This window comes from Brevibacillus brevis, assembly GCF_022026395.1.
Taxonomy (GTDB): Bacteria; Bacillota; Bacilli; order Brevibacillales; family Brevibacillaceae; genus Brevibacillus.
The window spans coordinates 2,174,144-2,195,000 of the sequence record NZ_CP041767.1; the positions used below are offsets into that span (position 1 = coordinate 2,174,144).

The following is a 20,857-nucleotide window of genomic DNA, read 5'->3' on the forward strand; positions in this document are numbered from 1 at the left end:
GGAATGATGAGAATGGATAAACAATCATTGTTAGCACAAGCAATCGAAGCCAGAAAGCTTGCTTATGTACCGTACTCCAAGTTTCAGGTAGGTGCAGCTCTTTTAGCTGAGAGTGGCAAGGTTTATTTGGGAGGCAATATTGAAAATGCAGCGTACTCGCTGTGCAACTGTGCAGAGCGTACGGCTCTTTTCAAAGCGTATTCGGAAGGTGATCGGACTTACAAGGCTTTAGCTGTCGCTGCCGATACTCCGCAAGCTGTATCACCGTGCGGGGCTTGCCGACAAGTCATCGCGGAGCTGTGCCCGCCGGACATGCCTGTATTTTTGACGAATCTCAAAGGCGACCTTTGGGAAACGACAGTATCTGCCCTGCTTCCAGGCGCATTCACCAAGGAGGATTTACGTGGATAATCGCAAGACCAAGCAATCGTTTAAATCTGGCTTTGTCTCCATTGTGGGACGTCCAAATGTTGGAAAATCAACACTGTTGAATCATATTGTGGGACATAAAATCGCCATCATGTCGAATAAGCCGCAAACGACACGCAACAAAATTACGGCGGTTCATACGACAGAAGAAGGACAAATTATTTTCTTGGATACACCTGGGATTCACAAGCCCCAATCCAAACTCGGAAACTATATGGTTTCGGTTGCCGAAAATACATTGAACGAAGTAGACCTCGTTTTGTTTGTTGTCGATGCAACAGAAAAACGCGGTGCTGGGGACGATTACATCATCGAGCGGTTGAAGCAGGTCAAAACGCCAGTATTTTTGGTCATCAACAAAATTGACAAGGTGCACCCGGAAGCACTGCTGCCAATTATTGACGATTACCGCAAATTGTATGATTTCAAGCAAATTGTTCCAATCTCTGCTCTGGAAGGTAACAATACAGGATCATTGCAGCAGGCTATTTTGGGTGAAATGGAAGAGGGCCCGATGTATTACCCTGCCGACCAGGTGACAGACCATCCGGAACGCTTTGTAGCAGCCGAGTTGATTCGGGAAAAAGTTCTGCATTTGACCAGAGAAGAAGTACCTCACTCCATTGCGGTCGTCATTGAAGAAATGAAGCGAGGCGAAAATGGCAAAACGCTTTACATTTATGCGGCTATTTACGTTGAGCGGGATTCCCAGCGGGGTATTTTGATCGGGCAAAAAGGCCAGATGCTCAAAGAAATTGGTCAACGCGCGCGTAAGGATATCGAGCGACTGATGGGGGACCAGGTATTTTTGGAGCTCTGGATCAAAGTGAAAAAGGATTGGCGCAACCAAGAGCGGATGCTGCGTAACTTCGGTTTCTACGACGAGCAATAATATTCCCAACGCGATGTGTTAATTTTTCCAAGGCATAGAATAACGGGCAAAGGTGATTCTAAGAAGGAAGTGGATAGACCCGATATAGGAAAGGATGATGCTCCTTGCTTCGTGACTTTTCTTGGAGAGTTTTCGCTTCAACCGGTGACATCCATGCTTACCTTCTCTACCGTGATCACCATCAAACGAATGTTTCCAGTGAGGAGACCTCGTTTGATCTCGCCCAGGAAGAATTGGGTGACACGCAGGCATGCTTGTAAAGTGGGAAGGGATTGTCATTCGCAGTGTGGACTATGGCGAGTCCAGTAAAGTGATGACATTGTTTACCCGGGAGAACGGCAAATTAGGCGTGATGGCCCGTGGTGCCAAAAAGACCAAAAGCCGTCTTGCCGCCGTCTCCCAGTTGTTTTCGCATAGTTATTATCTATGCAAGGCAGGACCCGGTACGGGAATGCCTGATCTCTCTCAGGGAGATATGCTGGATTCGTTCCGGGATATGCGGCAAAGCCTGACTGCTACGGCTTATGCCGCATACATAGCAGAGCTTTTGGATCGACTGACGCAGGAAAGAGAGCCGAATCCCTACTTGTTTCAGCTACTCCTTCATACGTTCCGCTATTTGGATGAAGGACGAGATGCTGAGATCCTGTGTCGGATTTTTGAGACCAAGATGCTAATGGTAGCGGGTATCTCCCCGCAGCTCACGGCGTGTGCAAACTGTGGCGAACAGCGCGAGCCCTATGCGATCAGTGTAGGACAGGGCGGCCTGTTGTGCCCAGTTTGCCTGCCTTCCGATCCATACGCTATGGCAGTTACACCCTCGACCTGGAAGCTGTTACGGCTGTTCCAGGTATTTGATTTGGAGCGTCTTGGTGACATTGAAGTAAAACCGGCTACACGCAACCAGCTCAAGCATGTGCTGCGGAGTTTCATGGACGAGTATCTGGATCTCAGGCTGAAAAGTCGAGCATTTCTGGAACAACTGGAGCGTATGGAAAGAATGACGCAAACAGATCAGGACTAATTGACATACGAATTTGTTTTCGTTATGATAAGAACCAAACTTGTATACCGAATGTTGCCATGAAGGAAAAGAGTAGTCGGCCACTGGCTGTGAATAGCGAATCGGGGATAGTGGAAGCCCGGTCACCATGCTGATGAAGGGCGTTCTGGAGCAATTTAATTGTAAGGTGGGCGAAGAAGTCATTCGCCAAGTAGGGTGGAACCGCGAGAATCCTCTCGTCCCTACACTGTCGCATCAGGCAGTGTAGAGGCGGGAGGTTTTTTTAGTTTCGACTTAAAGCCTAGTAAATCATTTAGAGGAGGAAAAAGCATGAAAATGACATTTCAAGACATCATTTTGACGCTGCAAAACTTTTGGGCAAAGCAAAACTGTCTCATTGTCCAGCCGTATGACGTTGAAAAAGGGGCAGGTACGCTCAACCCAATGACCTTCCTTCGTTCCATTGGACCTGAGCCGTGGAATGTGGCATACGTGGAGCCTTCCCGCCGCCCGGCAGACGGACGTTATGGGGAAAACCCGAACCGTCTGTATCAGCATCACCAGTTCCAAGTAATCATGAAGCCATCTCCGGACAACATTCAGGAGCTGTACCTGGAGAGCTTGCGTGAACTCGGAATCGAGCCACTGGAGCATGATATCCGATTTGTAGAGGACAACTGGGAGCACCCAGGGCTTGGCGCATGGGGTTTAGGCTGGGAAGTTTGGCTGGACGGTATGGAGATCACACAGTTCACGTACTTCCAGCAAGTGGGCGGTCTGGAATGTAAACCAGTAGCAGTCGAGCTGACTTACGGACTGGAGCGTTTGGCCTCCTATATTCAGGAAAAAGAAAATGTATTCGATCTGGAATGGTGCAACGGGTATACGTACGGAGATGTATTCCTGCAACCAGAATACGAGCATTCCAAATACACATTCGAGCTGTCTGATGTCGATATGCTGTTCTCTCTTTACAATACGTATGAGGCTGAAGCAAAAAGACTGATGGCGGAGCGACTGGTTTACCCAGCATATGACTACGTACTGAAATGCTCCCACACCTTCAACTTGCTGGATGCGCGTGGAGCCATCAGTGTGACGGAGCGTACAGGTTACATCGCTCGTGTACGCAATCTGTCTCGTGAAGTAGCACAAACCTATTATAAAGAGCGTGAGCGCCTCGGTTTCCCGCTTTTGCAAAAAGGCAACGCGGACGCTGCGGATCAAGTGAATCAGGTGAAGGGAGAGGATACAAATGAGTAAGCGCGATCTACTCGTAGAGGTTGGTTTGGAAGAAATGCCTGCTCGTTTTGTCGCACAGGCAGCGGCACAATTCAAGGAAAAAGTAGAAAAGTGGCTGACTGCTGAGCGCGTGCCGTTTGATCAAATTACGGCATTGGAGACACCTCGTCGTTTTGCCCTGTTGATCAATGGACTTGCAGAAAAGCAACCTGACCGCAATGATGAAGCGAAAGGTCCTGCACGCAAAATCGCACAAGATGAAGCGGGGAACTGGTCTAAGGCAGCACTCGGTTTTGCACGAAGCAACAATGTTGAGCCTGACCAACTGTATTATAAAGAAGTAAACGGGATCGAGTATGTTCATGCTCGCAAATCCGAAGCGGGAAAACCAACTACCGAGCTTTTGCCGCAACTGGCTGAAGTGATCACTGGTATGAGCTTCCCGAAAAACATGCGCTGGGGCGCACGCGATTTGAAATACGTTCGTCCGATTCGTTGGCTGGTTGCTTTGTTCGGCGATGAATTGATCGATCTGGAGATTGCTGGCGTAAAAAGCGGACGCGTTTCTCGTGGACACCGCTTCTTGGGAACAGAGGTTACGTTAAATCACCCAAGCGAATACGTGAGCAAGCTGGCTGAGCAATTTGTCATGGTGAATCCTGACGAGCGCAGAGCAGCCATTGTAGAACAAATTCATCGCTTGGAGAAGGAAAATGGCTGGACAATTCCAATGGACGAAGGGCTTCTGGATGAGGTAGTCCATCTTGTAGAATATCCGACCGCTCTTTACGGTACGTTCGAGCAAGAATTCCTTTCCATTCCACGTGAGGTTTTGGTTACCTCCATGCGTGAGCACCAGCGTTATTTCCCTGTTGAAAACGCACAGGGTCAATTGCTGAATCATTTTGTGACAGTGCGAAATGGAGACAGCCGCGCTCTGGAAAACGTAGCGAAAGGGAATGAAAAAGTTCTTCGCGCACGCTTGTCTGATGCTCGTTTCTTCTATGTAGAGGACCAAAAGCTGTCCATTGAAAGCTGCCTGAAACGCTTGGAGACAATCGTTTATCACGAAGAGCTGGGAACAATCGGTGATAAAGTTCGCCGTGTACGCAAAACAGCTGCGCAAATGGCAAGCAAGCTGGGTGTGAGCGCGGAAGAAACCCAACAAGTAGACCGTATTGCCGAAATCGCAAAATTTGACCTCGTTACCAACATGGTAGGCGAGTTCCCTGAACTGCAAGGGATCATGGGTGAAGATTATGCGCGCAAAGCGGGTGAGTCCGACCTCGTTGCGAGTGGCGTATTTGAGCATTACCTCCCGCGTTTTGCAGGGGACAAAATGCCTGCTTCTGCTCAAGGCGCTATCGTCAGTTTGGCTGACAAGATGGACACGATCGTAGGCTGCTTCTCTATCGGTATTGTGCCTACTGGTTCTCAGGACCCGTATGGTCTGCGCCGTATGGCAGCGGGAATCGTTACGATTTTGGTTGAGCGCGACTGGCAAATTTCTCTTGCCGATCTGTGGGATGCTGCGATGGAAGGCTATGTTGCACAAGGCGTAAACAAGAGAGCGGCAGAAGACGTGAAAAAAGACCTCGTAGACTTCTTCGCACTCCGTCTGAAAAATGTCTTGCAGGATCATGGCGTTCGTTACGATGTCATCGACGCCGTGCTTGCTGCCGACCTGACATTGGTTCCAGAGGTGCTGGCAAAAGCAAAAGCACTGATGGGAGCGGTACAAACAGAAGAATTCAAGCTGATTGTGGAGCAGTTTAACCGGGTGAACAACCTGGCGCAAAAAGCGGAAGCAGACAAGGTCAATGAAGCTCTGTTCGCTGAAGATGTGGAGCGTGCCTTGTATCAGGCATTCCAAGCTGTTCAGAAGGACGTAGACAGTCTGAAGGATCAAGAGAAGGTGCTCGCAACCTTGTCAACCTTGCGCCAGCCGATTAACGCATTCTTTGATAAAGTAATGGTCATGGCAGAAGATCAGGCAGTTCGTGCGAATCGTCTGGGGCTGCTCTTGCAACTTTCTCGTGTGCTTTATCGCTATGCGGATTTTTCCAAAGTTGTATTCGCGTAAACAAAATAAAACCGGTGCCTTCGTCTGAAAATCAGGCGGGGGCACCTTTTTTCCGCGTGAAAGAAGGAATATCCCGTCGAATAGAGTAATACTAGGAAGAGGTAAAGACAGAACCGGGGTGATTGGTCATCGAGCTTACCAAACGACAAGAGCACATCTTACAGATAGTGAAGGATGATGGACCGATAACAGGAGAACATATCGCGGAGCGACTGAATTTGACTCGCGCGACGCTGCGCCCTGATTTATCCATCCTCACAATGTCAGGATATTTAGAAGCCAGACCTCGGGTCGGGTATTTTTATGCCGGCAGACCCGCAAGCTCAGTCATAAGTGAACGGCTTCACAAGCTTCTCGTCAATGACTACAAGGCGGTACCGATTGTGGTTTCCGAATCCGCCTCGGCTTACGACGCTATCGTTACCCTCTTTTTGGAGGATGTTGGTACGTTATTCGTCGTCAATCAAAAAGGATACTTGGCTGGCGTGATCTCACGAAAAGACCTCCTGCGGGCTTCTTTAGGGAATAAGACGCTGGAGGATGTGCCGGTCAGCATTATCATGTCTAGGATGCCGAATATCATTACATGTGCACCTGATGAGACCTTGTACGCAGCTGCCAAAAAGCTGATTGATTTTCAGATCGATTCTCTGCCTGTCGTGAGGCCGAGCGAGGAAGATCCGAAGCATATGGAGCTGTTGGGGCGCGTCACCAAGACGACGATCGCGAAAGCATTTGTAGAATTGGGTAGCGAACCGAAAGTGTAGGAGGAGAAGCGATGCAAGGTAATCAGCGAGGACAGCTCATCTATGTAGTCTCAGACTCCATCGGCGAAACGGCCGAACTTGTCGTTCGCGCAGGAGCTAGTCAGTTTGATCGTTTTTTGTTTGATGTACAAAAGTATCCGTATATTGAAGACAAGGAATCGATTGACGAAATCATTGCTTCGGCAAAAGAATCGCGGGCAATGATCGTATTTACTCTGGTCATTCCGGAGCTGAATGCGTATATTACAAAACAAGCTGCTCTTCACGGAATTCCGGCTCTTGATGTTATGGGGCCTTTGATGAATACATTGCAGGGCATGTTGAAAGAGCCGCCAACAGGAAGACCGGGCTTGGTACGCCGACTGGATGAAGAGTATTTCCGCAAAGTAGACGCCATCGAGTTTGCCGTCAAATACGACGATGGTCGGGACCCACGCGGCCTGTTGCGAGCAGATGTGGTTTTGATTGGCGTTTCGCGTACTTCCAAGACGCCTCTTTCCATGTATTTGGCTAACAAACGACTTAAGGTTGCCAATGTTCCGCTTGTCCCGGAGGTAGAGCCACCGGAAGAATTGTTCCAACTGCCAGTAGAGCGGTGTATCGGTCTTACCATCAATCCGGAGCAATTGAACGGCATTCGGACAGAGCGTCTGAAGGCACTGGGATTGACTGCACAAGCAAATTACGCCAATCTCGAGCGGATTGCCGAAGAACTGGCTTATTCCAAACGCATTATTGAGCGCCTCGGATGTACTGTTATCGATGTTTCCAACAAGGCAGTAGAAGAAACGGCAAACATCATTTTGGAGATGATTCGAAAAAACAATCTCCGCAATGAAAGGAAATAGGCCAAAAGAAGGATTTTGGCGTTTTTTGTAGAAAATCAATTAGCCGGGATACTTATCATCCGTGATTTTCTCAGCGTTTATTGCCCTAAGAAATGTGGAAAAGTAGAAAAGAAGAAAAGAAGTTTGATGCAAAGAAGGAAATTGACGAATTTTGACGAACTAAATATTCTCACGTGCGATTCTCCTTATAAAGGTGGAAAGACATGACTGGTCCCACTTCAGATGAATTTGTAAATCAAGTGCGTGCCGCTGTCGACATCGTAGACGTTGTAGGAGAGTACGTTCAACTGAGAAAAAGCGGTCGTGCCTTTCTCGGTCTATGTCCGTTTCACTCTGAAAAGAGCCCTTCCTTCAACGTAAATGCAGAGCGACAGTTTTTTCATTGCTTTGGCTGTGGAGCAGGTGGGGATATCTTTTCCTTTTTAATGAAACTGGAGCAATTGACTTTTCCAGAGGCACTGCACAAATTGGCGGAGCGTGCCGGAATAGCTGTGCCCCAGCCGCAGCAAGTAGAGGATTCACCTGAAAAACGGATGAAGCATGCGATGCAGGAAGCGCATACGTTCGTTTCACGCCTCTACCACTACGTGCTAACGAAAACCCCCTATGGCGCAGAAGCGATGAAGTATCTCGCAAAGCGCGGAATGTCTGAGGCGACAATAGCCGAATACCAAATCGGATTCGCCCCGGATTCCTGGGATTTCGTGACGCAGCAGTTGACAAAGCGGGGATTTTCACAGGAATTGATGGTGGAAGCAGGGCTTTTGGCCAGGAGCGATGCAGGAAAAATCTTTGATCGCTTTCGAGGTCGCATCATGTTTCCGATCCAGAATTCCCAAGGTAACGTCATCGGATTTGGAGGGCGCTTACTGCAAGGATCGAAGCCCAATTCCAACCAAAAGTCTCAACCCAAGTATCTGAATAGCCCGGAAAGCCTTTTGTTCAACAAAAGTGCTACGCTGTTTAATCTTCATCGTGCGCGCCCCATTATTAGAAAGAGAAAAGAGGCGCTGTTGTTTGAAGGATATGTCGATGTCATATCGGCATGGCAGGCGGGTTTTATGCAAGGTATTGCCACTTTGGGAACAGCCTTGACGGAGCAGCAGGCCAGAATTCTTCGTCGCAATACAGAGTCAGTCGTACTTTGTTATGACGGAGATGCTGCAGGACAAGAAGCAACGAGCAAAGCGATTCACGTTTTGCAGCAAGCCGGTTTGATCGTTCGAGTAGCTCCACTTCCACAAGGAGTGGACCCGGATGATTACATCCGCCAGCATGGGGCTGAAGCATTTTCCCAGCAGGTATTGTTACAGGCGATGCCGATTACGGCTTTCCGTCTGAAACATTTGCGCAGTCAGTTCGTAATAAAAGATGAGACGGACAAAGCTCGCTTAATCGCGAAGGCGGTCGAGATCATCAACGAGCTTAGCAGCCCGGTGGAACGGGACATGTACCAACGGCAATTGGCTGAAGAATACTCCCTTACTCTCGGTGATCTCAAATGGGAGTCCAAACGCGCCTACAATCAGCAAAAAAGTGAGCGCCAAAGGGATAAAGTGACGCCAGCATGGAATAATAGTATAAATAATGGCAAAGTTACGCTCGCGAAATCACTGCCACCCGCTTATCACACGGCTGAGCGCATGCTGCTTTACTACATGATGCGGAACGTAGAAATCGCTGCCCGCGTCCAACAAGAATGCAGCGCCCACTTTCAGGTGGATGAACACGATGCGCTGGCTGCCTACCTGTACGCCTACTATGCAGAGGGAAACCCGGAAGACCCTGGAAAGTTTATACATTATGTGCAAGACGATTTGTTAAAGCAATTAGCCTCGGGATTGGCCATGATGGAGTGCAACAACGACGTATCTGAGTTGGAGATCGGTGACTACATCAAACAAGTGAATAACTACCCGAAGCGTGCCGAGTTGGAACGATTGCGCGATGAGCAGCGGAGCTTACACCTCCAAGCGGCCGCAGCGGACAGCGAGGATGCGCGCAAACAACTTGAACTTCAAGCAGCCGTTACAGGGATGAAGATTCTTGAATTGGAAAATGCTTTAAAAGAAGGGTAGCTTCAGATCATTCCCGGGGAAGGAGGGAAAGTAGATGAACAAGCAAAATATCACTTCCGACATGGAAGCAATGTCCATCGAACAAGTGAAGGAACAGTTGGTCGAATTAGGCAAGAAACGCGGCGTGTTGTCGTATAAAGAAATTACGGATCGCCTGGCAGGTTTTGAGCAGGATTCTGATCAAATGGATGAGTTTTTTGAATATCTTGGTGATCAAGGCATTGAGATTAACAACAATGAGAATGAAGATGACGATGATGAAGTCGATCAAATGATCATCAAGGACGAGGACAACGAAGAATTTGATTTTGACGATCTCTCCGTTCCGCCTGGAATCAAGATCAATGACCCTGTACGGATGTATCTGAAGGAAATTGGTCGAGTTCCTCTGCTCTCCGCAGAAGAGGAGATTAAACTGGCACAGCGAATTGAACAAGGTGATGAGGAAGCCAAAAGACGTTTGGCTGAGGCGAACTTGCGATTGGTTGTATCGATCGCGAAGCGTTATGTAGGACGCGGTATGCTATTCCTCGACTTGATTCAAGAAGGGAACATGGGCCTGATTAAAGCGGTGGAAAAGTTTGACTATCGCAAAGGCTACAAGTTCAGTACGTATGCGACCTGGTGGATTCGCCAAGCGATTACCCGTGCTATTGCAGACCAGGCTAGAACGATCCGGATTCCGGTTCACATGGTGGAAACGATCAATAAATTAATCCGCGTTTCCCGTCAGCTTCTGCAAGAGCTAGGTCGTGAACCTATGCCAGAAGAAATCGCTGAAAAAATGGATCTTACTCCGGAAAAAGTTCGGGAAATCATGAAGATTGCTCAAGAACCAGTATCCCTGGAGACTCCAATTGGGGAAGAAGACGATTCCCACTTAGGTGATTTCATTGAGGATCAGGATGCATTGGAGCCATCTGATGCCGCTGCCTATGAACTTTTGAAAGAACAGTTGGAAGACGTTTTGGATACATTAACAGACCGGGAAGAAAATGTACTGCGTCTGCGTTTTGGGCTAGATGACGGACGTACACGGACGTTAGAAGAAGTAGGCAAAGTGTTTGGCGTAACCCGTGAACGGATTCGTCAGATTGAAGCAAAAGCTCTTCGCAAATTGCGTCATCCGAGTAGAAGTAAACGCTTAAAAGATTTCTTGGAATAACCGATATAAGAAGTATGTGGCCTACGTTAGCCGACGTAGGCTTTTCTTATTCATGAAGGAAAACACTTTTTGTCGTAGTTAGGAGGGGCCGCGTTGGACGACCAGCGCAAGCGCACGATCATCGCCGAAATTGAAAACTGGCGGCGCAACCATTTACTGCCTGAACATTACTGCATCTTCTTGTTAAACCTGTATACAGAAGGGGATCGGCCAAATACACCGGCGTCCGCAGGCGGGAATGAGCGAATGGGAACGGCACCGGGTGTGCTGTCAGGAAAAGTCAATTCAACATCATCTGTCACAAATACATATGCACCTAGAACTGTCTCTCCAGTGACGGGGAAAATGGTAGTGGCATGGCTCCTTGGTGCCTTTGTCATTGCTGGTTTGATCTTACTTGCTTTTCATTTTAACCGTTTTCAAACCCCAATGCAAATTACCATCTTTGCCTGTTTCGCACTCGTTTTCTATATTCTGGGACTCGTTTATCGAAGGTCGGCCCCGCCATTGACGCATTTATTCCTGGCTTTGTCTTTTCTGATCTTGATCGCGGGAGGCGTTTATTGTATCCAAAAATTGGATGGTAGCATGCCGTTCGTTCTGTTCTATTTAGGCTTTGTTTGCATGTTACTGTGCATCAGTGCTATTGTTTTCGGTTATGCTTATTTGCTCTATGCAGGCTTACTGGGTTTGGCCATCTTGTATGGCATTACAACCGTTCATCGGGTAGGGATAGACTATACTTGGTGGACATCGGAGTTGTACTGGGTACCGCTTGCGTGCTTGCTCACGGGTATGGGCTTCTTGATGAATAAGGCTAATTCGAAATGGGCGGGAGTATTTGCTGTATGTGGACTTGCCTTTTTCTTTGGTGCAGAGATACAGGCTCTGTATATTCCAGCAGCGAAGCGGGATATGATTCAATTGCTGTTGTTCATCAAGGTGTTCATCGCGTCCATTTTGTTTTTCTTCACGCGTGGATATTGGTATGCATGGTTGCGGCTGTAAGACTCGTTTTCCTCTCGCTGCTTATTTGTTACAATTTCTGAAGAGCGCAAACGGGGTGAATAGATGAACAACAAGTGGAAAGTATTAGTCGGTATTTTGCTGGCGGCTTTTTTTCTGGGTGGAGAAACAATAGCCAAATTTATGGGTGTACATACATAAAGCATCGGATTCATAGCAGCATCTGTATCTTTTTTGGGAGCGATTTTATTAGGAGCACGCCGATCTTAGGCGTGTTTTTTTTAGAAATTACCACATGAATCCAAAATCGTGGTGTATAATGGTAAGAGTATTCTGAACAAACGCTCAGTCAAAATTGTGTGTTTCTTGATAGTTCTTTACTAAAGCGTTTTCAAGGGGGCAGCGATTATGAACTTCGATTTGACTTCAGAACAACAAATGTTGAAAAAAATGATACGCGAGTTTGCTGATGAGGTAGTGGCGCCAGGAGCAGATGAACGCGATCAAACTAAACAATTTCCTGTCGAAATATTCAAGCAGATGAGCGAGCTGAACCTGATGGGTCTTCCCTTCTCTGAAAAATACGGGGGTGCGGGAGCTGATTCCACGAGTTTTGTAATCGTTGTAGAAGAGCTAAGTCGTGCATGTGGTTCTACAGGAATCACGTATTCGGCGCATATCTCGTTAGGTGGCGCTCCACTGGCTTTGTTTGGAACGGAAGAGCAAAAGCTGAACTATTTAAGCAAAATCTGTTCCGGCGAGAGCTTTGGCGCATTTGGCTTGACGGAACCGAATGCAGGATCTGACGCAGGTGGAACGAAAACGAATGCGGTCTTGGCTGACGGGGAGTGGACGATTAACGGCTCCAAATGCTTCATAACCAATGCTTCCTATGCTTCATTTCTCGCCTTGACAGCTGTGACTGACAAAGATCAGGGCTCACGTGGTATTACTGCTTTTATCGTTCCGACAGATGCACCGGGTTTTCAAGTACTGGCGAACTATGAAAAGCTCGGCTTGCACAGCTCTAATACAACCGAGCTCGTTCTTGAAAATGTGAGAGTGCCAGAGGAAAACGTCCTTGGAAAGCGAGGCGAAGGCTTCAAGCAGTTCCTCATTACACTTGATGGTGGGCGAATTGGGATCGGAGCGATGGCAGTAGGAATTGCTCAGGCTGCCTACGACAAGGCACTGCAATACTCGAAGCAGCGTACAGCTTTTGGGAATTCCTTGAGTCATTTTCAAGCGATCCAGCACAAGCTGGCGGATATGGCGATGCAAATAGAGCTGGCGAGAACGATGGTGTATAAAGCAGCGTGGCTGAAGGATCATGGTCGCAAATTTACGAAAGAAGCGGCTATGGCAAAATTGTATGCATCGGAGATTGCCATGTCTGCTACTCATCAGGCTATTCAGATTCACGGCGGCTATGGTTATATGCGGGAGTATCAGGTAGAACGATTTTTCCGCGATGCCCGACTGTTAGAGATCGGAGAGGGGACTTCAGAGATTCTGCGTAATGTTATCGCAAGAGAAATCGGTTGCTAGCCTTTTTGTGTTTGAGAACAAAGAGCATGACTGCCAGTGTTAACTGACAGCCATGGCTCTTTTTTTGTTTTTTACTTTTTATTGATCGCCAGGCTGTACAGTTGGGAATCCAAATCCACTAGCAATATCGTCTCCTACAGCAGCGCTTGAGCCACCTTTGATGTCATTTCCTTTCGCGCGTTTTTGCAATTCCACGCGAACATTTTGAGAGCTCCAAGATGGATTGGAAGCCCAGATTTTTGCAGCCAAACCTGAAATGTGTGGAGTTGCCATGGAGGTTCCGCTGATGGAATTATAGCCTCCGTTATTCCATGTAGATTGAATAGCGCGTCCTGGTGCTGATACTTCCACATCGCGTTCTTGAATCACGTAGTCTCCCGCCTGCCCGCTCTTGCCACGAGAAGAGAAGTCAGCCACACGGTAGGTACCGTTTTGTTGAACATTCTCTAACGCTGCTACGGCTACTGTATTCACTAATGCTCCAGGGTAGCCAATGCTATTCACTGTCGGTCCAGAGTTACCAGCCGCAGCGACGACTAATACACCTTTTTGGTTTGCATACGTGATGGCACTTTCCATAAGGGTGCTCTTACCGCTAGAGCCAAGAGACATAGAGACGATCGTTTTCACGCCTAATTGAGCGGACTGGTCAGCAGCGTAACGAATAGCATAGGCAATGTCATCCTCATAGCCGGAACCGGAGTCATCCAATACTTTATATGCCCATAGCTTTGCATCTGGTGCTACACCATAAATACCTGCGCCACCACCGCCGTTAGCGAGAACAGTCCCGGCGACGTGTGTTCCATGACCATGCGCATCATTGCAAGCGCCGGTAACAACAGGAGAAGCTTGCGTGAAATCGTTGCACTGCTCTGCGTTAGCGGTTAGGTCCGGATGTTGCGTATACACGCCAGTATCCAGAACTGCAACACGAACATCTGCACCGCCAGTCGTAGAGGAGAGGGACTGGTTCTTATAGATTGCTTTAATTCCCCACGGAACGACTGCCGCAGGAGAGAACTCTGGCTCGCTTGCCTGATCTTCTTCTATATACTCAGCGATCTTTAATTTTTGCAATACTGTAATTTTTACATTGGGATCGCTTTTCAGTTGGTCAAGTTGATCGCTATTTACATCGAGGGTAAAGCCATCTTCGCCAAAATCATGGCGTACTTCCAAAGGTCCAGCAAAATAACCGGTTCTCACATCCGAATCTGACTGAATTAATACCCGTTCAGTTCCAAATTCATTGAATGAATCGTTACTTGCTGCCCCCACACCTGTGAAGACACTCATCACTAGCGCCGATGAGAGTAATCCCATTCCCCACCACTTGCCGGTTCTTTTTTTCATACTGTTCTCCTCCTTAAAGAGTATTTAGTTTATGTAGTTCGTGATGTTCATGGCGTTAATATACATATCTGTAAAAAATTTGTAAATATTTATTTATTAAAATAAAGTTCACAATTTAATAAAAATTAAGTTAAATTACATAAAATATCAAAAAAACAACGTCATATTTAAAAAAATCGCTTGTAATTCCGAACATTACATCCAACGTAACAGTCACCTGAAGCTTCCTGACTGTCACACATGGTTCCCCCTTAGTTGCCATATCTTTTGTTGGGTGCAACAGCGAGGATTTTGTCGTTCTTTGCTGAGTATCTGTTAGGGATTTAGCATTTCGCAATTGCTGCCAAATAGGGTAGAATAGAGGCAACGGAAGGTGAGTATACAGATGACATCAGTATCAATATCCAAGCGGCTACAAACGATTGCCCGCTATTGTCCAGAAGGAGCCCGCGTCGCCGACATCGGGTCGGATCATGCGTTGTTGGCTTCTTATTTGCTTGTAAAAGGAATTGCTTCTTTCGTAATCGCAGGCGAATTGAATGAAGGGCCTTTTCAAGCGGCACAAAAACAAATACATACATTGCAGGTAAAAGACCGCGCTTCGGTGCGTAAAGGAAACGGGCTCGCGGTAGTACAACCAGGCGAAGCAGATGTGATCTGCATTGCTGGGATGGGCGGACAATTGATCGTTTCCATTTTGGAAGCAGGAAAAGACAAACTGGAAGGCGTACAACGCCTGATTCTGCAACCAAACGTAGGAGAAGAAGCGGTTCGCCTGTGGATGATAGAGAACGGTTGGCAGTTAATTGCCGAGTCCATTTTGCAGGAAGACGGCGTGATTTATGAGATTCTCGTCGCAGAACGAGGCAATCCTACCTTGCCTTATGAGGGCAAAGATCGTACACAGCAAGAGCTCCTGCGCATTGGTCCATTTCTTTGGATGGAAAAATCAGAGGTATTACAAGAGAAGTGGCTGCATGAGCATGAAAAATGGCAAAAGATCATCGTTCAATTAAAGCGTTCGGACAAGCCGGAAGCAGCAGAACGAATAAAAGAAATCGAAGCAGAAGTAAAATGGATCGATGAGGTGATCGCATGCTTGCGCACGGACAAACAGTAATTCAATATATAGAACGTCTGGCACCTAAATCGTTGGCGATGGAAGGCGACAAGATTGGTCTTCATGTAGGCACCTTGCAAAAAAAGGTAAAAAAAGTGATGATCGCACTAGACGTACTGGAATCTGTGGTGGATGAAGCAATCGCAGAGGGTGTCGACCTGATTGTGGCCCACCATGCCGTCATATATCGACCACTGAAACACCTGAGGACGGATCTCGCCGCAGGACGCGTGTTCGAAAAGCTGATCAAGCACGACATTGCGGTATATACAGCCCATACCAATTTGGATGTTGCGTACGGGGGAATGAACGATTGGCTTGCAGAAGCGGTTGGACTCACTGACGTAGATGTACTGGATGTTCTTTCACGAGAGGCTTGGAAGAAGCTCATCGTATTCGTGCCTGCTACCCATAAGGAAGCAGTGTTTTCTGCACTTGCTGAAGCGGGTGCTGGGCATGTAGGTAACTATAGCCACTGTTCTTTTCAGACAGAAGGCACTGGAACCTTTTGGCCAGGGGAAGGAACGAATCCCCATATCGGTTCGAGAGGTCAACTGGAAAAAGTAGAGGAAGTTCGCATCGAGATGATTGTTCCTGCGTCCAGGCAATCGGCTGTGGTCAAAGCAATGCTTGCTGCCCATCCCTACGAAGAAGTCGCCTATGACATCATTCCACTAGAGCAATCAGGAACTGTGTACGGAATTGGGCGTATCGGCAGTCTGCCTACACCACTGACGCTCCGTGAGTTTGCTTTGCTCGTCAAAGAACGGTTTGCCCTACATGGTCTTCGCGTAGTTGGTGACTTGGATGCGACAGTCAAAAAAGTAGCGGTAGTAGGTGGAGACGGCAGCTCCTTTGTTTCCAAAGCCATTTTTAAAGGCGCGGATGTTTATTTAACAGGAGACATTGGCTATCACACCGCACACGATGCGCAAGCGGAAGGCTTGTCGATCGTAGATGCTGGTCACAATATCGAAAAAATCATGAAGGAAAAGCTGGCAACCATCTTGCTTGAGCAATTGCAGGCAAATGGTTACGAGACAGAGGTTATTCCTTCGCGCGTGCACACAGATCCGTTCCAGTTTGTTTAAGACGTAGCAGGACCAACCTTTTGTTGCCTGCCAGATGAAGTGTAGGAGGATTTTATGTGCAAAAACTAATCCGGACGATTTCTTGTGGATTACTGACATTAAGCTTACTCTCCCCCGGCGTCGCATCAGCGGCTGGGGGCTTATTGCCATACAATGACATCAGCAAGCACTGGGCGAGAAAAGCAATCATTCAAGGTGTGCAGCTCGGTTTGTTTGAGGCTGGTCCCAATGTTCCGAAGTTTTACCCAAATCGTGACATGACGCGTGCGGAATTTCTTGTCATGGTCGATCGTCTTTATTACGGCGGGCAGTATCAGATCTATCCCCTTACTTTCTTATCCGAGCATTCGGAGTGGGCGCGGGCAGAAGGTTTTCAGGAACCGTATTTGCCGTATAAAGATGTTGATCGCCTGACGTGGATGTACAAACCGACGTTGCGCGTCTCCACGATCTTGGATAGACTGTACGGTCCAAATGCGATTCAGTATATTTTTCCTGGTGAGATGATGAATCCGAATCAACCGATCACCAACGAAGAAGCTGCCAAGATATTGCAAATGTTCACGATGTCTCCAGATAGTAAAAATGCTTGGGAAGAAGTGAGTTCCTGGGGATGGCTAAAGGGAGAAAAAACGGATCGGGTGAAGCGGGGAGATGCTGCAGTCGCTGCTGATCGCATGGTGGATTATTTCCTTCAGGATGGAATCATGCCTCTGCTGGATTACGACGGGAAAAAGTTCCCCATGGTCCCGGATATCGATGAGGTATTGCCGTTATTCGCAACCTATACAGATCCCAAAACAACAGAAGAACAGATTTATGTAGATGCGGCTGCCGCTATTCGCAGTAGAAATGATAGTGAAGAGACCTTCGAACAGTTACGCAAGCTGGCGGATTCCTCCTTCCCTAATCAAGTCGGTGTTCACTATTTATTGAGCTGGAATCCTGAAACACCGATTGAAACCAATCTCGAGGAAGCTTTTCTTGCTATCGATGCTTACTTCGAAGACAAAATCATTCTCCCGGACACACTCGGGCTGTTGAGTGCCAATGTGTATGATATTTCCTTGCAGCTAGGGAACAAGGATCAAAGCCAATACAAAAAAGTGCTCGACCGACTTGGTGCTTATGAACAAAAAGTGAAGCAAGATTCCAAAGAATGGGAATCGCTCGCCATGTATTTGGGGGCAATGGAAATCAGGAGTGGTCAGGGAGACCTGGCGATGGCACGTTACAAGCGATTTGCCGACAGGAGCCCGGAGGCATTGTTGAATACTTCCTATTATTATTTGCAGGAAGGACGCATGCAGGAAGCAGAAGAAGTTCTTGCTACGATGAAACCGAAAGCGTCAGACAGCAGAATGAATCAGCTGCACAAAATGTTGCGTCAAGAGTTCGCATCTTTAAAAGATCAGCCAGCTATTATTTCTGATTTGGGATACTCTTTGCGCCTGTTGGATAATGCCGACACCTACCAAGTGAAGGGTGAAGCGGTATTGAGTGGATTGACGTTCTCCTATACGCAGGATGTTAACAAGGAAAAACAAATAAGCAAAATATCCGGCTTTTATCAATCTCCGCAAAAGCTAATATCAGACAAGCTGCTCTCCTATACAGATGGGAAAACAAACACGCAATACTCGTATGATACGGATCGGCAGACATGGGACAAGAGCAAAACGGACAAAGTTGACTTCTTGCACGAGTGGGTTGGTGCTGTCAAGGTAGCTGATCGGGCCAAGGAGCTTCATGCACGCTACTACAAACAATCATACGGGAAGTACGACGTCATTACGGAGTGGATTCCGGGCTCTATGCTGGTAGAGAAATCAAAGAAGGTTATGCTCGGACAAGGAAAAGTGAAAGAGGTTCCCTTGTTCATGAACAAGTATTATATTGATCGAGCTAGCGACCAGATTGTCAAACATACATGGCGTTATGAAGAAATTTATGAGGGCGACGAATACGTAGCCTATTCGGGTACCGACCAGTATGACTTTACAAGCAATGTTGAATTCTCGATACCTGATGATGTTCGAAAAGGGGTGGCGCCATGAAACGAATTAGTCAATGGGCAGTAGCAACAGTACTGCTATTCACAACTGTTCTTCCCGTGCAAGCGGCAGAGTATCCTTTCGAGGAAACAGAAGAAGTGTTCCAGCATGTCATAGAAAGCCACTTGAGCAAACCGACAGCCAAACAATTGGTAAAAGGAGCTTTAGAGGTGGTCAGTGAGCAGGCCAAAGAGAAAAAACAGCTTCAGTTCAAATTTTCAGAAGAAGATGACACCTGGGATGAGTTGGAATTGAGGCTCGAAGAATGGCAGAAGAAAGGCGGGTTTGATACGCCGACGATGAACACTTGGGCGATTGATGGAATGCTTTCCACGCTGAATGACCCACACAGCGTATTTTTTACTCAAGATGAATTGCGTCTGTTTCAATCTGACGTTGAAAATCAATTCGTTGGATTTGGCTTTCGTCTGCGGCGTCAAAATGATCATATTATCATCCGTGAAATCGTTCCGAATTCTCCAGCAGCCGCATCTTCTTTGCAACGAGGCGATCAATTGATCAAAGTCAATGAGACCTCGTTGGTCGGAAAGACTTTTGAAGAAGCGTATGCTTATTTGAAGGGCAACGAAGGGACTGAAGCCGTTCTTACAGTATATCGTCCATCTGACAAACGGGAGCACCAGGTAAAGTTGAAGCGTGTCTCCATGACCTTGCCGGAAGCGGAAGGACAGATGTTTACGAAAGGCGCGGTTGGCTATATCAGTCTTGAAACATTCGGATCAGAAGGAGCTATCCAGGTAAGGGATAAGCTTGCTGAACTTTCCCGTGTGCAAAAGCCGTTGTCCGGATTGGTGTTAGACCTGCGGGATAATGGCGGGGGATACTTGTCCACAGCACGGGATATCGCGAGCCTCTTTATGGAAGAAGGCTTGCTCATGTATACCACGAATCGCAATGGGGTAGAGGTAGAGACGTGGGTACGAAATGGACAGGATATCGGCATTCCTGTGCGAATTTTGGTAAACGGCGGAACAGCTTCTGCATCTGAGCTGTTGTCGGGTGCGCTGCGTGATCATGGCATCGCCAAGCTTGTGGGTACCAAAACATTTGGAAAAGGAAGTGCCCAACAAGTTATTCCGTTGTCGGACGGTGACGCACTCAAGCTAACACTGAACGAATATTTTACGCCTAAACATACTGTTGTGAATCACGTAGGCCTTCAACCTGATATGGTTGTGGAGGATTATGGAGCACAAGTGGTTGAAGCCCTCCATTCATTAAAGGTCAATACGTGGGAACTGAGTGACGCAGAAGGCGATACAGTCATCAATGGAATTCCTTTCCCGACGGTGGATCCTCTCTTTAAACAAACGCCTCAAGGGCTGCAAATCCGAGCTGCTGTACTATCGCATTTGCTGGGGGATTCGTCCAATGGGGAAAAAGATTACGTAGCACTAGCTCCGTTTTTGAAGAAGTATCCTGCACTGAAACTGCAAACGAAAAATGGTGTCAACATCCTCACATTTACTTCGTGAGCATGGTCCCCTGTCGCTATTGGCGAACGGGGGCTTTTTCTTTTTCAGGCGTATACTCGGTCATGCAAAATCGAACACTATCAAGTGCGACTATGACTATTACGACGAGAAGGGTGGCAGCCGAATGAAAAAGGTCATACTTTTCCTGATCGACTCCATGATGCCTGATGTTCTGGAGCGATGCATTGCTGCCAATAAAGCACCGGCACTTCGGTTTTTCATGGAGCATAGCCAGTACATACCAGATTGTGTGACCGTGTTCCCTACAATGACGGCTTCGATAGATTGCTCCCTCATTACGGGGGTTTATCCCGATCAGCACAAAGTGCCGGGGTTAGTTTGGTATGATGCCGAACAGAAAAAAATGGTGAATTATATTAATGGGGCCGCTTCAATCCGAAAAATAGGCATTTCGAGCTGTGCGGGAAACGTCCTTTTTGATTTGAACGAACGTCATCTGAGCAAGGATGTAAAAACAATTCATGAGGTACTGGAAGAAAACAATCTCGTATCCGGTTCCATCAATGTTATCGCCCACCGCGGACATAAGCAGCATAAGGTGAAAATGCCGACCTTGCTGGATACAATTACATCCTTTTCCCTGCGCGAAAAAATGAGTGGTCCAACGATCATGAGTATGGGGACACTGGTAAGCCCGGCGTTATTTCGTACCGTCCCGTGGGATTTCTCCCAATCGGCTTTGGAAGGCTACGGAATTA

Annotated in this window: 18 protein-coding genes (1 of these 18 only partly in view); 17 read left to right on the forward strand and 1 reads right to left on the reverse strand. The window is 47.4% G+C overall.

Annotated features, from left to right (window positions below):
• Positions 1 to 12: 12 nt before the first annotated feature.
• From FO446_RS10740 to FO446_RS10795, 12 genes are all read left to right on the forward strand, one after another.
• Positions 13 to 411: a cytidine deaminase gene (locus tag FO446_RS10740; protein WP_221868968.1), complete on the forward strand. Its 399-nt coding sequence runs from the start codon at positions 13 to 15 to the stop codon at positions 409 to 411.
• The gene (era, locus tag FO446_RS10745) at positions 404 to 1,321 is read left to right on the forward strand and encodes a GTPase Era (protein WP_047072508.1); all 918 of its coding nucleotides are present in this window, start codon (positions 404 to 406) and stop codon (positions 1,319 to 1,321) included. The genes FO446_RS10740 and era overlap by 8 nt, the downstream gene beginning before the upstream one ends.
• Positions 1,322 to 1,425: 104 nt before the next feature.
• Complete coding sequence (locus FO446_RS10750) at positions 1,426 to 1,581, forward strand: YqzL family protein (protein ID WP_221868969.1); 156 nt, start codon at positions 1,426 to 1,428, stop codon at positions 1,579 to 1,581.
• A complete protein-coding gene (gene recO / locus FO446_RS10755) occupies positions 1,572 to 2,345 on the forward strand; it encodes a DNA repair protein RecO (RefSeq protein ID WP_173611452.1) in 774 nt (257 codons plus the stop codon). The genes FO446_RS10750 and recO overlap by 10 nt, the downstream gene beginning before the upstream one ends.
• A gap of 315 nt (positions 2,346 to 2,660) precedes the next feature.
• A complete protein-coding gene (gene glyQ, locus FO446_RS10760) occupies positions 2,661 to 3,587 on the forward strand; it encodes a glycine--tRNA ligase subunit alpha (protein WP_012685775.1) in 927 nt (308 codons plus the stop codon).
• Positions 3,580 to 5,649 (forward strand): glycine--tRNA ligase subunit beta, encoded by a 2,070-nt coding sequence (gene glyS, locus FO446_RS10765; protein WP_221868970.1) that lies wholly within the window; start codon positions 3,580 to 3,582, stop codon positions 5,647 to 5,649. Before glyQ ends, glyS begins: the two co-directional genes overlap by 8 nt.
• Positions 5,650 to 5,771: 122 nt before the next feature.
• Entirely contained in the window at positions 5,772 to 6,416 is a 645-nt protein-coding gene (locus FO446_RS10770; RefSeq protein WP_173604593.1) for a transcriptional regulator CcpN, read from the forward strand.
• 11 nt (positions 6,417 to 6,427) lie between these two features.
• On the forward strand, positions 6,428 to 7,264 hold the full coding sequence (locus tag FO446_RS10775; RefSeq protein WP_173611449.1) for a pyruvate, water dikinase regulatory protein: 837 nt from the start codon (positions 6,428 to 6,430) through the stop codon (positions 7,262 to 7,264).
• A gap of 203 nt (positions 7,265 to 7,467) precedes the next feature.
• Complete coding sequence (gene dnaG / locus FO446_RS10780) at positions 7,468 to 9,342, forward strand: DNA primase (protein WP_237900621.1); 1,875 nt, start codon at positions 7,468 to 7,470, stop codon at positions 9,340 to 9,342.
• 34 nt (positions 9,343 to 9,376) lie between these two features.
• The gene (gene rpoD / locus FO446_RS10785) at positions 9,377 to 10,507 is read left to right on the forward strand and encodes an RNA polymerase sigma factor RpoD (protein WP_047072497.1); all 1,131 of its coding nucleotides are present in this window, start codon (positions 9,377 to 9,379) and stop codon (positions 10,505 to 10,507) included.
• 93 nt (positions 10,508 to 10,600) lie between these two features.
• The gene (locus FO446_RS10790; protein ID WP_173611447.1) at positions 10,601 to 11,515 is read left to right on the forward strand and encodes a hypothetical protein; all 915 of its coding nucleotides are present in this window, start codon (positions 10,601 to 10,603) and stop codon (positions 11,513 to 11,515) included.
• Between the two features lie 366 nt (positions 11,516 to 11,881).
• Positions 11,882 to 13,021: an acyl-CoA dehydrogenase gene (locus FO446_RS10795; protein ID WP_237900623.1), complete on the forward strand. Its 1,140-nt coding sequence runs from the start codon at positions 11,882 to 11,884 to the stop codon at positions 13,019 to 13,021.
• A gap of 78 nt (positions 13,022 to 13,099) precedes the next feature.
• Here FO446_RS10795 and FO446_RS10800 read toward each other — a convergent pair whose 3' ends face one another.
• The gene (locus tag FO446_RS10800) at positions 13,100 to 14,377 is read right to left on the reverse strand and encodes a S8 family peptidase (RefSeq protein ID WP_221868971.1); all 1,278 of its coding nucleotides are present in this window, start codon (positions 14,375 to 14,377) and stop codon (positions 13,100 to 13,102) included.
• A 385-nt stretch (positions 14,378 to 14,762) separates the two neighbouring features.
• On the opposite strand from FO446_RS10800, the gene FO446_RS10805 reads away from it, so the two are divergent.
• The 5 genes from FO446_RS10805 to FO446_RS10825 form a co-directional block, all read left to right on the forward strand.
• A complete protein-coding gene (locus FO446_RS10805; protein WP_173611443.1) occupies positions 14,763 to 15,497 on the forward strand; it encodes a tRNA (adenine(22)-N(1))-methyltransferase in 735 nt (244 codons plus the stop codon).
• Positions 15,473 to 16,588, forward strand: coding sequence for a Nif3-like dinuclear metal center hexameric protein (locus FO446_RS10810; RefSeq protein ID WP_173611442.1), 1,116 nt, complete (start codon positions 15,473 to 15,475; stop codon positions 16,586 to 16,588). Before FO446_RS10805 ends, FO446_RS10810 begins: the two co-directional genes overlap by 25 nt.
• Positions 16,589 to 16,644: 56 nt before the next feature.
• Positions 16,645 to 18,645, forward strand: a complete 2,001-nt coding sequence (locus tag FO446_RS10815; RefSeq protein WP_173611441.1) for an S-layer homology domain-containing protein — start codon at positions 16,645 to 16,647, stop codon at positions 18,643 to 18,645.
• Entirely contained in the window at positions 18,642 to 20,138 is a 1,497-nt protein-coding gene (locus tag FO446_RS10820) for a S41 family peptidase (RefSeq protein WP_237900625.1), read from the forward strand. Before FO446_RS10815 ends, FO446_RS10820 begins: the two co-directional genes overlap by 4 nt.
• 124 nt (positions 20,139 to 20,262) lie before the next feature.
• On the forward strand, positions 20,263 to 20,857 hold the beginning of the coding sequence (locus FO446_RS10825; protein WP_232774231.1) for an alkaline phosphatase family protein. 890 nt of this gene lie beyond the right edge of the window; 595 of the gene's 1,485 nt are visible here — the first part of the coding sequence; it begins with the start codon at positions 20,263 to 20,265; its stop codon lies beyond the right edge, outside the window.

Excerpts from the sequence above, each read along its gene's own strand:
- FO446_RS10820 (WP_237900625.1), top strand. The coding sequence starts at position 18,642 with ATGAAACGAATTAGTCAATGGGCAGTAGCAACAGTACTGCTATTCACA.
- glyQ (WP_012685775.1), top strand. The coding sequence starts at position 2,661 with ATGACATTTCAAGACATCATTTTGACGCTGCAAAACTTTTGGGCAAAG.
- FO446_RS10795 (WP_237900623.1), top strand. The coding sequence starts at position 11,882 with ATGAACTTCGATTTGACTTCAGAACAACAAATGTTGAAAAAAATGATA.
- rpoD (WP_047072497.1), top strand. The coding sequence starts at position 9,377 with ATGAACAAGCAAAATATCACTTCCGACATGGAAGCAATGTCCATCGAA.
- dnaG (WP_237900621.1), top strand. The coding sequence starts at position 7,468 with ATGACTGGTCCCACTTCAGATGAATTTGTAAATCAAGTGCGTGCCGCT.
- FO446_RS10740 (WP_221868968.1), top strand. The coding sequence starts at position 13 with ATGGATAAACAATCATTGTTAGCACAAGCAATCGAAGCCAGAAAGCTT.
- FO446_RS10775 (WP_173611449.1), top strand. The coding sequence starts at position 6,428 with ATGCAAGGTAATCAGCGAGGACAGCTCATCTATGTAGTCTCAGACTCC.
- FO446_RS10800 (WP_221868971.1), bottom strand. The coding sequence starts at position 14,377 with ATGAAAAAAAGAACCGGCAAGTGGTGGGGAATGGGATTACTCTCATCG.
- FO446_RS10810 (WP_173611442.1), top strand. The coding sequence starts at position 15,473 with ATGCTTGCGCACGGACAAACAGTAATTCAATATATAGAACGTCTGGCA.
- recO (WP_173611452.1), top strand. The coding sequence starts at position 1,572 with ATGCTTGTAAAGTGGGAAGGGATTGTCATTCGCAGTGTGGACTATGGC.
- FO446_RS10805 (WP_173611443.1), top strand. The coding sequence starts at position 14,763 with ATGACATCAGTATCAATATCCAAGCGGCTACAAACGATTGCCCGCTAT.
- glyS (WP_221868970.1), top strand. The coding sequence starts at position 3,580 with ATGAGTAAGCGCGATCTACTCGTAGAGGTTGGTTTGGAAGAAATGCCT.